Genomic DNA, 13,134 nt, shown 5'->3' with positions numbered 1-13,134 from the left:
GGGTGGGGAGGGTTCTTGGCGTCGGGGGCCCGGATGTGAGCGAAGCGTGAGGCCCGCGTGCGGGCGTGTCGCGGGTACCGGATCCGGCGCACCGAGCGCCGTACGGTGGAGCAATGCCCGCCGAGCCGCCGAACGACGACACCGCCGACCGCGGCGAGCAGTGGCACTCCACGACCTACGGCCGCCCGTCGCGACGTCCCGCCCCCCCGAGGCCGGCGGCGCAGACCCCCGGGCGCGAACAGCGCCTCCTCGACCTCCACGAACCCGCCGCGCCGGCCCCGCAGACCGCGCGTGAACTCCGGGAACCGCGAGAACCCCGCGAGCCCCGGTCCCGGCCGCGCCGCAACGTCCGCCGTCGCCGCCGGGTCCTCGGGATCGTGGCCGTCCTCGTCGTCCTCGCGGTCGCCTACCCGTTGGCGCTGACCTGGCGCGGCTGGTCCGCGGTGAACCAGGTGGCCGCGGCCTCCACGGGGGCACGGCCGGCGGCGACCCCGGGGACGACCTACCTCATCGTCGGCAGCGACTCCCGCGACGGCCTGTCCCCGGAGGAGATCGCGGAGTACTCCGCGGGAGGTACGGACATCTCCGGTCAGCGCACCGACACGATCATGCTGCTGCACGTCCCCGACGGCGGCGGGCCCGCAGCGCTCATCAGCATCCCGCGCGACTCCTACGTGCCGATCCCGGGCCACGACAGCAACAAGATCAACGCGGCGTTCTCGATCGGGGGCGCTCCCCTGCTGATGCAGACGATCGAGAACGTCTCCGGGCTGCGCATCGACCACTACGTCGAGACGGGTTTCGGCGGGTTCGCCCAGATCGTCAACGCCGTCGGCGGCGTGCAGATGTGCCCGACGCAGGCCGTCGACGACGTGCGGGCGGGGCTGGACATCCAGGCCGGCTGCCAGCAGATGGACGGCAGGACCGCGCTGGGCTACGCCCGGTACCGCTACTCCGACGTCCAGGGCGACCTCGGTCGCGCCGTGCGTCAGCGCGAACTCCTCGCGGCGATCATCTCGAAGGCGGCCAGCCCGGCGACGCTGCTGAACCCGTTCAAGGCCTTCCCGCTGGCCTCCTCCGGCGGTTCCGCGGTGACGCTGGACGAGGACGCCGGGATCGGGGACCTGGTGAAGTTCCTGCAGGGCATGCGCGGCGCGTCGAGCGCCTCGGGGATCTCGATGACGGTCCCCGTCTCCGACCCGAACCTGCGGACCGCCCACGGCCTGGCCGTGAAGTGGAACACCGACAAGGCGCTGGAGATGTTCGAGGACCTCAAGAAGGACGACACCGCGGCCCTGAAGTCGCTGGCGGCCTGAGACCCGAAGACCCCGCCGACCGCAGGTGCGGTCGGCGGGGTCGTGGTGCGTGCGGGAGGACTGACCTCAGAACGCGGAGACCGCGGTCCGGGCGTTCACGATCCCCTCGCCGTAGAAGCCGTTGTCGTCGGCCGGTCCGGCGCAGGTCGCGGTGGTGGTGCTCTCCCCCGCGGTCGCCGACACGCGGCGGTAGGTGAACTCCGCCGGCACCGGGCACGGGGTGTCCGTGGCCGTCCCGAGCAGGATCGCCTGGGTGAGGTCCGGGTCCAGCGTCAGGGTGCCGGGGTGGGCCTTGTCGGGCTTGCCGTACTGGCTGACGATGAGGGCCGCGACACCGGCTGCGTGCGGGGACGCCATCGAGGTGCCCTGCAGGTACTGGTAGTACGCGTTGCGGCCGTCCTTGGTGACCTCGCGGATCACGAACGGGCTGGTGGGGTCGCCGTTCTCGTCGACGTCACCGCTGGCGATGGCGAGCGCCTCCGGGTAGGCCGCGAGGATCTCCCCGTCGGGGCTGACCCGCTGGTCGGGGGTGTCGTAGGCGTCGCCACCGGGGGCGGAGACGTCGGACTGCTCGGTGCCGAAGTTGGAGTAGTACGCCTTCCGGCCGGACGGGCCGGTCGAGTTCACGGTGACGACGCCGTCGTTCTCGGCGGGCACGTTGAGGCAGGTGGCGTTGTCGATGGTGCGGTCGCGGGCCTGGGTCGGGTTGCCGTCGGCGTCGACCGGGTAGTCGGGGCTGGTCGAGTCGACGCCCGGGGCGCCGAGGTCGGTCGACTCGTTGCCGGACGCGGACACCGGCAGGACGCCCTTGCTGCGGGCGTAGTCGATCGCGCGCTGGACGGCGGCGACGACGACGCGCTGCTGCTGCTGCTCGGCGGGCGAGTCGGCCGGGTTCGCCTGGCAGTTGTAGAGCCACGGGTCGACGTAGAAGCTCATGTTGACGACGTCGACGCCGGCGTCACCGGCGTAGGTGAGCGCGTCGAGGGTGGGCTGGAGGAAGAAGTACCCGGAGTCCTGGCCCGCGCGGATGTTCACGAGGTTGACCTTGGGGGCGACACCGGCCATCCCGAGGCCGTTGATGGGGGCGCCGATGGTGCTGGCGACGTGGGTGCCGTGGCCGTCGTCGTCGACGTCGACGGGGTCGACGCAGGTCGCGACCTCGCAGGGACCGTCGAGGTCGGGCATGTCGGTGACGAAGTTGCGGCTGTCCGCGGCGTCGAAGTTCGGCGCGATGTCGGGGTGGGTGCCGTCGACGCCGGTGTCGATGATCCCGACGGTGACCTTCTTCGTGCCGGGCTGGGTCGCGTACGAGCCGTCGCTGGTGGCGCCGATGGCGGCCATGTCCCACTGCAGCGGGGCCAGCGGTTCGTCCTTGGGCTTGCGGGTGGCGAGGGACTTGAGGTCCACGTTCGCCTGCACCTGCGCACGCTCGGACGCGGTGAGCTTCTCCACGACGGAGGCGGCGTCGGCGACGGTGTCGGCGGGCGCCTCACCGATGCTGCGGTTCTTCGCGGCTCCGACCAGGCCGAGGGCGGAACCGGCCTTCTCGACGAAGTCGGCGGCGTCGCTGGAGACCATCGCGTAGCCGACCTCGGCGTTGCTGGAGAGCACGGTGCCCCCGGCCGCGGCGATCGAGGTGCGGGCCAGGGCGTCGCTGACGCCGGCGTCGTAGAGGACGACGTACTGGGCCGCGGTGGTGGTGGTCTTCGCCGTGCGGGTGGTGGCGGGGGTGGCGGACTGAGCCGACGATGACGACTGCGTCACCGCGAGCGTCGTCGCGAGGAGCGCGGTGCTCATCGCGGCCGACAGGACGATCTTGCGCACGGGGCCTCCAGGTTCGGTGGACGATCGAGGCCGAGTTTGGTGCTCAGAGTGCTCACAGACAAGGGTTACGTGTGAGCAACCTGAGACACGAGGGGCCAGAGTGACGGTCCCGCCCCCCCAGAGCCCACCGGGCGGTCAAGGACCACCGGCGGGACGTCGATGACCTCCGGGTGACCCGACCTGTGCTGCGCCGGTCGTTGCGGCGGCCCGAGGGACTGATCGCCCGGACCCGCTGGCTCTTCTGCGGCTCGGCCCTGGTCTCGCTGGCCCTCACGCTGCCGGGCGCCGTCGTGGGCGAACGCGGGAGCACCCTGGTGGGTCTCGCGCTGGCGAGCACCGTTCTCTGCGCGGTCTGGCTCCGCCGGTACCGGGTGGCCGCGGCCCACTGGTCCACCGACCTGCTCGAGGCCGCGGCGTCGGCCGCGTTCGCGGCCTGCGCGAGCTCCCCGCAGCTCGCCTTCGGCTTCGCCTTCACCGCCATGTGGCAACGCGCCGTCTACGGTTCGTGGCGGTGCGGGGTGGTCCACGCGGTCCTCGTCGCCGGTGCCCTGCTGACCTCCCTGGTCACCTGGCCGCTGCTGCCCGGCCATCCCGGGTCCGTCGTGGTCGGCGGTCTGCTCGGCCCGCTGCCGCTGACGCTGCTCATCAGCGCGGTGGCCCGCCACCTGGCCGGGAGCCTCTTCGCCCGGGAGCAGGCGACCGGACGCCAGGCCGCACTGGCCGGTCTCAGCGCCGCCCTGCTGACCGCGGGCACCCGGGAGGAGATCGTGCGTCTGGCCTGGGTCGCGACGGAAGCCGTCTGCTCCGCCACGCCGGGCAGCCACGCCCTCGGCGTCGAGGAGCGCGCGGGGCGGACCGCGGTCCACACCTCCACGGGTCTGCAACTACCCGCTTCCACACCGTGGGACCGCGACGCCCTCGCCGGCACCGACGAACCCGCTCCCGTGAGCGGTCCGCTGCTGCAGCGGTTGCAGCAGGTCGGCCACGCGGACCGCTGGATCAGCCTCGCCCTGCCCGCCCCGGGCGGACGACCGACGCGGTGGATCGTCGTCGGCGAGTCCTCGCGCACCTCCTCCGGCGAGGTGTCCACCGCCGTCCGGGCGGTCTCGCAGCAGGCGGTCCTGGCGCTGCGCGGTCGGGAGCAGCACGACGACCTCGTCCGGGCCGCCCGCACCGACGGGCTCACGGGTCTCGCGAACCGCTCGACGTTCACCCTGGCCCTGGAACGGGAGCTGCGGGCCGGCGCGGACGGCACGGCCGTGCTGTTCTGCGACCTCGACGGGTTCAAACCCGTCAACGACGAACTCGGCCACGCGGCGGGCGACGAACTCCTGTGCCGGGTCGCGGACCGCCTGCGCCGCACGCTGCGTCCGGGTGACCTCTGCGCCCGCCTGGGCGGCGACGAGTTCGTCGTCCTGCTGCGGATCCCCGAGGGACGCGTCCTCGAGGTGGCGACCGCCGTGGCGCGCCGGGTGGTCGACCGGGTCCGCGAACCGCTCGTCCTCGACGGCCGCACCGTGCAGGTGGGGATCAGCGTCGGGCTGGCCCTGGCCGGGCCGGACGTCGACGCGCACCGGCTGCTGCGCAACGCCGACCACGCGATGTACACGGCGAAGGTGGGCGGCAAGAACCGCTTCCACACCTTCGCGACGCCCTAACGACGCGCCAGCCCGAACAGCACGTCCAGCAGCCGCCGCCCGTCCATCCGCAGACCGTCGTGCTGGTACTCGTTCGTCACGAAGGTGCGCGCACCCCGGATCGCCGCGGCGGTCGCCCGGGAGGACGCGTAGGGCACGAACATGTCGTCGACGTAGACCGCGGCCGCGACGGGGACGGTGTTCCCGGCCAGCACGTCCGCGTCGTAGAGCGGCGGGAGGTCGGCGTCCGCGGCCAGCAGGTCGGCGGCCCCGCGCAACGGGACCAGCGCGGGGTCCTCCTCGAACTGCCAGGGGTAGACGTGCTCACCGGTGAAGGCGAAACCACTGGAGAGGTCGAAGCGCGGGAACTCCGCCCGCACCCGCTGCGCGGCCCAGTTCGTCGCCGCCCCCTGGGCGTAGATGCTCTCGTGGACCACCGCGTAGAGCGGGTGCGCCGCGAAGGACAGCCGTCGCCCCATCTCGAGCAGGAACCGTTCGCGCAACCGGCCGCTGCGCGTGAACGGGTCCTCCAGCGCGAAGTGCAGGGCGTCGAAACCGGACACCTGCCCCAGGGCGATGCCGATGGTCGCGAACCGCCGGGCGCTGAGCCGCTCCCCGCTCGGCAGGAGTTCCTCCTGCTGCTCGAGGTGGTCGGCGACCGCCTGCGCCACACCCAGATCGCGGGGGTAGCGGGCGAAGAACTCGGCGTTGCGCACGGCCGTCTGCGCGTACGTCGCGCGGTACACGTCGTCGGCGGTCGTGGCGATCCCCGGGAGGCCGGCCGTGATGAACACCTCGCGCAGACCCTGCGGGGCCTGCGAGAGGTAGGTCGTGAGGCAGAACCCGCCGTAGCTCTGGCCCAGCGCGGCCCAGGTGTCGTCGCCGAGCGCGAGGCGCAGCAGTTCGGCGTCGGCCACGATGGAGTCGGCGCGGAAGTGCCTCAGGTAGCGGGCCTGGTCGGCGGAGGAACCCACCTCGGCGAGGCTCTGGCGGTCCAGCGGCGTGGACCGGCCCGTGCCGCGCTGGTCCAGCAGCACCACGCGGAACTCCTCGAGCGCCCGCTCCAGCCAGCCACCGACCACCTCCGGCCGGTTCGCGGGGTTTCCCGGCCCGCCCTGGAAGAACACCAGCCGCGGGGCGTCACGCTGCCCGTCGCGGACGTACTCGCGGGCGAACACCTCGATGCTCCCGGGGTCGGAACCCCGGTGGTCCAGGGGGACGGTGAGGACGTGCTCGTGGACGTCGTGACCGTCGACGCGGTGGGACTCGGTGTGCAGACTCACCGCCCGACCGTACCCACAGGGCGGTGCGACCCCGTCGACGAGACCCGCGCCGGCGCCTAGGGTCGCAGCCGTGAAGATCGCCGAGGGACTGACCGAGCGCGCGGACGCCCAGCGCCGGGTGGAGCAGTTGCGGGCCCGCATCACCGCCAACGCCAGGTACCAGGAGGGTGAGGAACCCGCCGAGGACGCCGCCGCCCTGCTCGTGGAGGCCGGGCACGTGCTCACCCGGTTGCAGAACCTCATCACCCGGATCAACCGCACCAACTCCCAGGTCGACCTCGGCCCGGACGGGTCGATGACGGACGCGCTCGCGGCCCGCGACGTCCTGCGGATGCGCCACGCCCTGCTCGTGTCGGCCGCGGACGCCGCGGCGGGCAGCAGCCTGCGTCACCTGCGCAGCGAACTGCGGCAGCTCAAGGCCTTGCCGGTGGGCGAACTGCGGTCGCAGGCCGACGAGGTGGCCCGCACGCTGCGCACCCTGGAAGGCCGCATCCAGGAGGCGAACTGGACGCACGAACTGCTTGACTGATCGAGGCGGGAAGTCGGTAACCGGACGGGAGCGGACACGACCCGATGGCCGGCGGGCACCCCGGCCAACCGATGGGGGTGGAGGGCAGCCTGGAGTTCGACTCTCCGTGCACCGCGCAGCCCAGCACCGCGCACAGTCCACCGTGCACCCAGTACGCAGCACCACCGTGTGTCGGTCCGTCCGGTGAGGGTGGGTCAGGGGACCCCGCCGAAGCGTCGAGTGGAGCGTTCGGCGGCTTCAGGAACACGGGGAGCCGCCGAACGCTCCACTCCAGCCGAGCAGCGGCGGTCAGCCGCCGAAACCCACGCCACCCCGGCGGGTCCGCGCGCGCAGCGCCGAGCCCTTGTCGTAGGCGCTCTGGCGCAACGCGTCCTGGAACTGCACCATCCGGGCGCGCAGGTCGGTGTCGGTCGCCGCGAGGATCCGCACGGCCAGCAGACCCGCGTTGCGGGCGCCGCCGATGGACACCGTCGCGACGGGAACCCCGGCCGGCATCTGGACGATGGAGAGCAGCGAGTCCATGCCGTCGAGGTGACGTAACGGGACGGGGACGCCGATGACGGGCAGCGGCGTGACGCTGGCGAGCATGCCGGGCAGGTGGGCGGCCCCGCCGGCCCCGGCGATGACGACCTGCAGGCCGCGCTCGGCGGCGGCGGAACCCCAGGCGATCATGTCCTGCGGCATCCGGTGCGCCGAGACGACGTCGGCCTCGTAGCCGACGGCGAACTCGTCGAGGGCCTTGGCGGCCTCCTCCATCACGGGCCAGTCGGAGTCGGAACCCATGACGAGTCCCACACGCACTGCGCTCATTCGTCGATCTCCCCAGCGATGAAGGCCGCCGCGTGCCGGGCACGCGCGCGGACGGTGTCGAGGTCGTCACCGTGGACGGTGACGTGGCCGAGCTTGCGGCCGGCCCGTTGTTCCTTGCCGTACAGGTGCACCTTGACGCCCGGGTCGTGGGCCATGACGTGCAGGTAGGAGCGGTACAGGTCCTCGTGGCGGGACTCGATCTCTCGCGGCCCCAGCACGTTCACCATGACCGTCCACGGGTCACGGGCCGCCGTGGACCCCAGCGGGAGGTCGAGCACGGCCCGCAGGTGGTTCTCGAACTGGCTGGTCTGCGACCCGTCGATGGTCCAGTGGCCCGAGTTGTGCGGGCGCATCGCGAGTTCGTTGACGAGGACGGTCGGGCGCCCGTCGCGCACGACCTCGAACACCTCGACGGCCAGCACGCCGGTGACGCCGAGGCCGCCCGCGATGCTCAGCGCGATCCCCGTGAGCCGGGCGGCGAGCTCGTCGTCGAGGTCGGGGGCCGGGGCGGTGACCTCGTGGCAGACGCCGTCGCGCTGGACGGTCTCGACGACGGGCCAGGCCGCGGCCTGCCCGGACGGGCTGCGCACGACGAGGGCCGCGAGCTCGCGGGTGAAGGGGACGTGTTCCTCGGCCAGCAGCGGACCCCGCTCGGCCCAGTCCGCGAACCACCCGTCGGCCGTGGTCCAGGCGGGGTCCTCCGGGGAGTCCAGGACGAGGACGCCCTTGCCGTCGTAGCCACCGCGCGGGGTCTTCAGCACGACCGGCCAACCGACCTGCGCGGCGAACTCCTCGATCTGCGCGCGGTCGCCGACGCGGGCCCAGCGGGGGCACGGGACCCCGAGCTCGGTGAGCTTCTCACGCATGACGATCTTGTCCTGGGCGTGCACGAGGGCGTCGGCCCCGGGCTGCACGGACGTCACCTCGGCCATCGCGCGCAGTCCCGCGGTGGGGACGTGCTCGTGGTCGAAGGTGACGGCGTCGCACTCGGAGGCGAACGCGACGAGCGCCTCGAGGTCGTCGGCGGCACCGATCGGGGCGGGCGTGATGACCTGCGCCGCACTGACGTCGGGGCCCTCGGCCAGCACCCGCAACCGCAGCCCGAGGGCGATGGCGGGGGGCTGCATCATCCGGGCCAGCTGGCCCCCGCCGACGACCCCGACGACGGGGAACCCACCGGGTCGGGCGTAGGGGGCGGGGTCGGGTCGCGAACCGAGGGTCGACACGTTCGCCGAGGGTAGGCCACCGGACCCGCTCAGCCGTACCCGACGGGTGCCGATGGACCTCTGGGATGCCACCTCTCGTGGGGTGAGTCACCCTGGTCGCACCGTTCCGCTGCCTGCGGGGCGTGCCCACGGAGGGGGAAGTCCAGTTGTTCACCGTGATCGCCTGCGTGACGTTCGTCGTCATCGGGATCGTCGGAGCGATGAAGATGGAGGACCACCTCGAGCCGAGGTCGGCCCCATCCGACACGCGGGCCCGCTCCGAACGCTGACCTGGAGCCGGTTCCCAGCCTGACCCGTCAGACTGCGTGGCCGCACCGGTGCACGGGCAACGGCCCGGGACGGGTGGCACGGACGAGCGAGAGGGCGGGAACAGCAGCGTGAGCAGGAACGACCAGGGGCTGGTGCGCCGTCTGCGCGACACCTACGAGGTGCTGGCGCGCGAGGCCGCGAAGTTCGGCATCGTCGGCGGGGTCGCCTTCGTCACCGACTTCGGGGTGTTCAACCTCCTCCGCTACGCGGGTGCCGACGGCGTCGGCGTCCTGCACGCGAAACCGCTGACGGCCAACGTCATCTCGACCGTCCTGAGCATCCTGGTCGCCTGGCTGGGCAACCGGTACTGGACGTTCCGGCACCGCCGCCGGGCCTCGGCCCCGCGGGAGCTGGTGCTGTTCTTCGTGATGAATGGCGTCGGTCTGCTCATCTCCCTGGTCTGCCTGGCCTTCACGTACTACGTCCTCGACCTGCGCGGTCCGGTCGCCTCCAACGTGTCCGCCAAGATCGTCGGGGTCGCGCTGGGGACGTTGTTCCGCTGGTGGGCCTACCGCCGCTTCGTCTTCGTCGAGGAGCTCGGCGAGGAGGGCTGGGAGGCCCACCCGCAGCAGCACGCGGGGTCAGCGTCGGCGCAGGTGGACGACGTCAGCCGCCGAGAGGCTCGTCCGGGCGCCGTCTGACCCCTCCACGACCAGCCGTCCGTCGTCGTCGACGTCGACGGCGAGGGCCTCCAGCGCCGATCCGTCGGGCAGGTGGGCCCGCACGTCCTGGCCGATGGTCGCGCTCAGCGCGCGGTAGTCGCCCAGCGGTGACTCCCCCGCGGCCCACGCGTCGACGCGGGTGCGCAGCGCCCGCAGGTAGCGCCGCAGGACGGTGTCGCGGTCGTGGCTGCGCGCCCCGGCCAGCACCAGCGACGTCGCGGTGTCGACGGGCAGTTCGTCGGTGCGCAGCGAGACGTTGATCCCGGCCCCGAGCACGACGCGCTCCCCCCGGACCTCGGCGAGGATCCCGCAGACCTTCCCCGGCCGGTCGGGACCCTCGACGAGGACGTCGTTGGGCCACTTCAGCCGGGCGCTCACCCCGAGGGCCTGCATCGCGTCGACGACGGCGAGGCCCGTGACGAGCGGCAGCAGCGACCAGTCCGCGACGGGACGTCGCGGGCGCAGCAGCACCGAGACGGCCAGGCCGGAACGCGGCGGTGCCGACCACACCCGGCCCAGGCGCCCGCGCCCGGCGGCCTGGTGGTCGGCGACCAGGACGGCCCCGTCGGGCGCGTCGGTGTCGGCGAGCAGGTCGGCGTTGGTGGAGCCGGTGGTGGCGACGAGGTCGAGACGGCTCCAGAGCCCGTCCCCCACCAGGGCTCGCCGCAGCGGCAGCGCCCGCAGCGGAGGTCGGTCCAGGTCGGTCCACGGCGTGTCCACGGCCCCACGCTACGCACCGGACTTCCCGGAACGGGGGGTTGTGTGGTGAGGTGAGCCTGACCTGACCACCGCTGTCCTCCTGGAGTCCCCGTGCGCCCCAGTCGCCGAGCCCTGCTCGCCACCGCTCCCCTCGCCGCCCTCGTGACCGCCTGCGGCAGTGCGGAATCGACCCAGGACCCGGGCAGCACCCCGGCGGGCACCGGCAGTGCCGACAACGCGGCCTTCCCGGTGACGATCGAGCACGCCCTCGGCTCGACGACGATCGAGGCCACCCCGACCCGGATCGTCTGCCTCGGCTGGGGCTCGCAGGACGCGCTGTGGGCGCTGGGGCTGCAACCGGTGGGCGTCCCCGAGGTCACCTACGGCGGACTCGAGGACGGCACCTACCCCTGGTGGGAGGGCCACTTCGACGCCGCGCAGACCGAGTTCCTGCCCAACCCCACCTCGGGCGAGGTCCCCTTCGAGCAGATCACCGCCCTGGCCCCCGACCTGGTCCTCGCGGTGTACTCCGGGATCACGGCCGAGGACTGGACCACCCTCAGCAGGATCGCTCCCACGGTCGCCTACCCCGACCAGCCGTGGCTGACGACCTGGCAGGACCAGGCCACCCTCATCGGCCGGGCCGTCGGCAGGACGGAGGAGGCGGCGACCCTGGTCGCGGACACCGAGGACGACCTCGCGAACAGCGCTGCCGCACACCCTGCGCTGCGGGGCAGGACGATCACCTACGTCTCGGCCGACCCGGGCACCCTCTACGTCTACCTCCCGGGTGACCCGCGCGTCGACATGCTGCACGAGCTCGGCCTGGTCGACTCCCCGGGCGTGCTGGCGCTGGCCGAGCAGGAGCAGACGTTCTACGCCGAGGTCGCCAAGGAACGCGTGCGCGACGTCGACTCCGACCTCGTCATCGGCTACGGCATGCCCCGCGAGGAGCTCCGGGCGGACCCGGTCTACGCGACGATGCCGGCCGTCGCCGCCGACGCCGTCGCCTGGCTCGAGGACCAGTCGCTGGTCAGCGCGACGTCGGCGACGGTGCTGAACATCCCGTGGCAGCTGGAACGCCTGCTGCCGTTGCTGGACGCGGCCGCCGCGAACGCGCGGGGGTGATCACGCGGCTAGTCTCGCGGCGTGCAGAGAGCCGGACGCCCCGCCACCGCCGTCGACGCGGTCGCCGAGGGGCACCTCGAGACGGTGCTGCGCCTGCAGCCGACGTTCGCCCTCACGCTGGGGGTGCCCGATCCCGCCCCCGGTCTCGGTGACCGTTCCCCGGCCGGTCTGGAGCAGGTCGCGGCGCTGAACCGCTCGACGCTCGCCGAGCTGGCCGCCACCCCGGTCGTGGACGAGGTCGACCGCGTCACGGTGGCCGCGATGAACGACCGGCTCGGGCTCGAGGTGGCCCTGCACGACGCGGGCGAGACCCTCGGCGACCTCAACGTCATCGCCTCCCCCGTCCAGGACCTGCGGATGGTCTTCGACCTGCTGCCGACGGAGTCCGCCGCCGACTGGCAGGTCGTCGGTGAGCGCCTGGCGGCCGTCCCCGACGCGATCACCGGCTACGTGGAGAGCCTGCGCGCGGCCGCGGCGACCGGACGGGTCGCCGCGGTCCGCCAGGTGCGGGCCTGCATCGCCGAGGCCGGGTCCTACGCCGCCCCGGACGGGTTCTTCGCCACGTTCCCCGCGGGCCACGGCGCCGCCGTCGAGCGCGCCGGGGAGCTGGCCGCGCGGGCCTACGCGGGGCTGGCCGACGTCCTGCGCGAAGAACTCCTGCCCCAGGCGCCGAGCGTCGACGCGATCGGCCGCGAGCGGTACGGGTTGTGGTCGCGCTACCACGTCGGCGCCACCATCGACCTCGACGAGACCTACGCGTGGGGCCTGGAGGAGGTCGCCCGGTTGCGCTCGGAGATGGCCGACGTGGCCCGGCGCATCACCGGTTCCCGCGACGTCGCGGCCGCCGCGGCCGCGCTCGACGCCGACCCCGCCCTGGTGGTGGAGGGGGCCGCGAACTTCCGCGCGTGGATGCAGGACCGCTCCGACGAGACCATCGACGCCGTGCAGGGCAGGCACTTCGACATCCCGGCCGAGATCCTCCGCCTCGAGTGCCGGATCGCGCCCACGACGAGCGGCGGGATCTACTACACCGGCCCCAGCGAGGACTTCACCCGCCCGGGCCGGATGTGGTGGGCCGTCCCGACGGGCCAGACGACGTTCTCGACGTGGCGCGAGGCGACGACCGTGCACCACGAGGGCGTTCCCGGCCACCACCTGCAGGTCGGCCAGACGGCCGTGAACTCCGCGGTCCTGAACCGCTGGCGCCGGCAGGCCTGCTGGATCTCCGGGCACGGCGAGGGCTGGGCCCTCTACGCCGAACGGCTGATGCAGGACCTGGGGTTCCTGCGCTCCCCGGGCGAGGTCCTCGGGATGCTCGACGGGCAGTTGCTGCGCGCGGGCCGCGTGGTGCTCGACATCGGGATCCACTGCGGCCTGCCCGCGCCCGCCGAGGTCGGTGGCGGCGAGTGGACCTACGAGAAGGCGTGGGCGTTCCTGCAGTCGGTGTCCGGCAACCACGCCGACGTCCTGCGCTTCGAGCTCGACCGCTACCTCGGCTGGCCCGGTCAGGCCCCGAGCTACAAGGTCGGCGAGCGCCTCTGGACGGCCCTGCGCGACGACGTCGCCGCCCACGACGGTGACTCGTTCGACCTGCGCACCTTCCACCACCGGGCCCTCGACGTCGGCTCGGTCGGCCTCGACGTCCTGCGCTCCGCCCTGCTCCCCGCCTGAGCGGGGGCCGGTCCGGGGTGTCGGGCGTGGAACCATGACG

The 13,134-nt window shown here is 73.2% G+C and carries 12 protein-coding genes; 7 read left to right on the top strand and 5 right to left on the bottom strand.

The features are described from left to right. Positions 1 to 113 precede the first annotated feature (113 nt). Entirely contained in the window at positions 114 to 1,316 is a 1,203-nt protein-coding gene (locus tag OG218_RS19445; protein ID WP_328294874.1) for an LCP family protein, read from the top strand. Positions 1,317 to 1,382: 66 nt separating this feature from the next. Here the strand turns inward: OG218_RS19445 and OG218_RS19440 are convergent, their stop codons facing one another. Further along, the gene (locus OG218_RS19440; protein WP_328294873.1) at positions 1,383 to 3,140 is read right to left on the bottom strand and encodes a S8 family peptidase; all 1,758 of its coding nucleotides are present in this window, start codon (positions 3,138 to 3,140) and stop codon (positions 1,383 to 1,385) included. 170 nt (positions 3,141 to 3,310) lie between these two features. Here OG218_RS19440 and OG218_RS19435 point away from each other — a divergent pair, with 170 nt between their 5' ends. Next, positions 3,311 to 4,798: a GGDEF domain-containing protein gene (locus OG218_RS19435; RefSeq protein ID WP_328294872.1), complete on the top strand. Its 1,488-nt coding sequence runs from the start codon at positions 3,311 to 3,313 to the stop codon at positions 4,796 to 4,798. Here the strand turns inward: OG218_RS19435 and OG218_RS19430 are convergent. Beyond that, positions 4,795 to 6,054 carry an alpha/beta fold hydrolase gene (locus OG218_RS19430; RefSeq protein WP_442906531.1) on the bottom strand — a complete coding sequence of 420 codons (1,260 nt, stop codon included), beginning with the start codon at positions 6,052 to 6,054 and terminating at the stop codon, positions 4,795 to 4,797. The two genes, OG218_RS19435 and OG218_RS19430, sit on opposite strands and share 4 nt — an antisense overlap. A gap of 76 nt (positions 6,055 to 6,130) precedes the next feature. Between OG218_RS19430 and OG218_RS19425 the strand changes: the two genes are divergently transcribed. Further along, positions 6,131 to 6,589, top strand: coding sequence for a DIP1984 family protein (locus OG218_RS19425; protein ID WP_328294870.1), 459 nt, complete (start codon positions 6,131 to 6,133; stop codon positions 6,587 to 6,589). 288 nt (positions 6,590 to 6,877) lie between these two features. Here OG218_RS19425 and purE read toward each other — a convergent pair whose 3' ends face one another. After that, complete coding sequence (gene purE, locus OG218_RS19420) at positions 6,878 to 7,399, bottom strand: 5-(carboxyamino)imidazole ribonucleotide mutase (RefSeq protein ID WP_328294869.1); 522 nt, start codon at positions 7,397 to 7,399, stop codon at positions 6,878 to 6,880. Then, positions 7,396 to 8,625, bottom strand: a complete 1,230-nt coding sequence (locus OG218_RS19415; protein WP_328294868.1) for a 5-(carboxyamino)imidazole ribonucleotide synthase — start codon at positions 8,623 to 8,625, stop codon at positions 7,396 to 7,398. The genes purE and OG218_RS19415 overlap by 4 nt, the downstream gene beginning before the upstream one ends. A gap of 122 nt (positions 8,626 to 8,747) precedes the next feature. Between OG218_RS19415 and OG218_RS19410 the strand changes: the two genes are divergently transcribed. Continuing rightward, positions 8,748 to 8,894, top strand: coding sequence for a hypothetical protein (locus OG218_RS19410; protein ID WP_328294867.1), 147 nt, complete (start codon positions 8,748 to 8,750; stop codon positions 8,892 to 8,894). A 108-nt stretch (positions 8,895 to 9,002) separates the two neighbouring features. After that, entirely contained in the window at positions 9,003 to 9,575 is a 573-nt protein-coding gene (locus tag OG218_RS19405; RefSeq protein WP_328294866.1) for a GtrA family protein, read from the top strand. Here OG218_RS19405 and OG218_RS19400 read toward each other — a convergent pair. Further along, a complete protein-coding gene (locus OG218_RS19400) occupies positions 9,516 to 10,316 on the bottom strand; it encodes a biotin--[acetyl-CoA-carboxylase] ligase (RefSeq protein ID WP_328294865.1) in 801 nt (266 codons plus the stop codon). The genes OG218_RS19405 and OG218_RS19400 overlap by 60 nt on opposite strands. 90 nt (positions 10,317 to 10,406) lie before the next feature. Here OG218_RS19400 and OG218_RS19395 point away from each other — a divergent pair, with 90 nt between their 5' ends. Together OG218_RS19395 and OG218_RS19390 are read left to right on the top strand one after the other, a co-directional pair. Further along, positions 10,407 to 11,423, top strand: a complete 1,017-nt coding sequence (locus OG218_RS19395; RefSeq protein ID WP_328294864.1) for an iron-siderophore ABC transporter substrate-binding protein — start codon at positions 10,407 to 10,409, stop codon at positions 11,421 to 11,423. Between the two features lie 21 nt (positions 11,424 to 11,444). Further along, entirely contained in the window at positions 11,445 to 13,094 is a 1,650-nt protein-coding gene (locus OG218_RS19390) for a DUF885 domain-containing protein (protein ID WP_328294863.1), read from the top strand. Positions 13,095 to 13,134 lie beyond the last annotated feature (40 nt).

The sequence above is a fragment of the Kineococcus sp. NBC_00420 genome (assembly GCF_036021035.1).
Taxonomy (GTDB): Bacteria; Actinomycetota; Actinomycetes; order Actinomycetales; family Kineococcaceae; genus Kineococcus.
The sequence above is the reverse complement of the archived record's forward strand: the minus strand, read 5'-3'. Positions and strand labels throughout refer to the sequence as shown.

Bases quoted from the DNA above. Each gene is read 5' to 3' on its own strand.
- OG218_RS19445 (WP_328294874.1), top strand. From the start codon at position 114: ATGCCCGCCGAGCCGCCGAACGACGACACCGCCGACCGCGGCGAGCAG.
- purE (WP_328294869.1), bottom strand. From the start codon at position 7,399: ATGAGCGCAGTGCGTGTGGGACTCGTCATGGGTTCCGACTCCGACTGG.